This is a genomic window from Vibrio sagamiensis NBRC 104589 (assembly GCF_007990935.1).
Lineage (GTDB): Bacteria > Pseudomonadota > Gammaproteobacteria > Enterobacterales > Vibrionaceae > Vibrio > Vibrio sagamiensis.
Genome location: NZ_BJXJ01000123.1, coordinates 1 through 1,413 on the forward strand (window position 1 = coordinate 1; position 1,413 = coordinate 1,413).

The window sequence follows — 1,413 nt, forward strand, 5'->3', positions numbered from 1 at the left end:
GTACTTATGTACTTGAACCTTTTTTGTATTTTTTGGTCAATCTTTATTGGACAATAAAAGAAACATAAAATTATTATAAGCGCCTATCACATGCTTGATTATATAATCTAAATAAAACTTTCACATATAACTCTCCTTTACAAATCAATTGCCTATGGCAGAATGCATATTAATTATTGCAATGGTCAATCATCGTAATAATTAAACATTTATTAAATTTATTTTTAAATTATTTTATTTTAACTTGTTAAGCATTATGGATTATTAAATGAAAAGATTAATAATTTTACTTGCCCTAATGTTTGCGGGCCAGGTTCAAGCAAAACATTGCACGATTAAGGGCAAAGTTACAAATATGTTCCAATACACAGATGGGATGATATTTATTAATGTAGATAAATCTGGTGACTGTGCCTGTCCACAAAAAAATAGAATGGCATTTCACAAACGCGATGATGAAAAGTTTTATATGTCTGCCGCATTAACTGCATTAACAGCAGGGAAAACGGTCACTATGGTGGGTGAGGATGGTAATGGGACATGCCCTGTACATAGCAATAGCGCTAAAATTATTTCGTTTAATATTAATGCTAACTAATAAATTAAATATTGTAAAACTCAAAAATAATGGTATTCAAAGTGAAAAAAATATTAATTTCTGCATTGTTATTTACATCCTTAACGGCATTTAATGTTCATGCTGAGATAAAGTCAGGACCTATCCTCGATACCCTTTATCCAACCGGATTTTTTCATGATAAGGGCGATGGCCTTTATATTGAGTTTCAATCTGGCGCTATGCCTGAATGCAGTGCTGGACGTGGTGGTCAACTCTCTAAGAGTAACCCTAACTACAAGGAGCTTTATTCCCTTTTATTGACGATGATGGCTACTAAAAACTTTAAGGGCCGAATTCGTTATAAAGAGACTGAAACCAAAGGGTGGTGGCATTGCTCGATTGAAGGTGTGTTTGCGTTCCCGAAATAGAATGGGTCATAAAATAGATTGCATTTAATGGGTTTATTGCTGATGGCATATGAACCCCAAATAAAGCAGGCAATATTAACGTCTGCTTTGTTTTTAATTGAGCGTTTTTCATTTACCACACTTCATTAAGTATCCTCACAGCGCTCATATCATCTATCATATCCAAGCATCTTAAATTCACTTGAGTATGCTCCTTAAATAATGGCCTTATCTGAACTGCACTATAGTGGAAATAGAAGCCGAGATTAAAAAATAACCAACTTTTTGTCATTATTGTGTCAGCGTTTGTGCATTGATCCTAACTTTACATTGACTTTTAAGTGTTTTTTTAATGTCGCTATTAAAATAATAAAAACACCTACTATCAGAGATTTGTTGAGTATTTTGATTGAGAAAGGTACGGCTTTAATATGCTAGATTAAGGTT

2 protein-coding genes are annotated in these 1,413 nt (G+C 33.1%); both read left to right on the top strand.

The features are described 5' to 3' along the window. Positions 1-268 precede the first annotated feature (268 nt). A complete protein-coding gene (locus VSA01S_RS19720) occupies positions 269-598 on the top strand; it encodes a hypothetical protein (RefSeq protein ID WP_039983645.1) in 330 nt (109 codons plus the stop codon). 41 nt (positions 599-639) lie between these two features. Next, positions 640-987 carry a hypothetical protein gene (locus VSA01S_RS19725; protein ID WP_039983646.1) on the top strand — a complete coding sequence of 116 codons (348 nt, stop codon included), beginning with the start codon at positions 640-642 and terminating at the stop codon, positions 985-987. Positions 988-1,413: the final 426 nt, after the last annotated feature.

What these genes read in the sequence shown, in the direction of transcription:
- VSA01S_RS19720 (WP_039983645.1), top strand. Translation starts at nt 269, where the DNA reads ATGAAAAGATTAATAATTTTACTTGCCCTAATGTTTGCGGGCCAGGTT.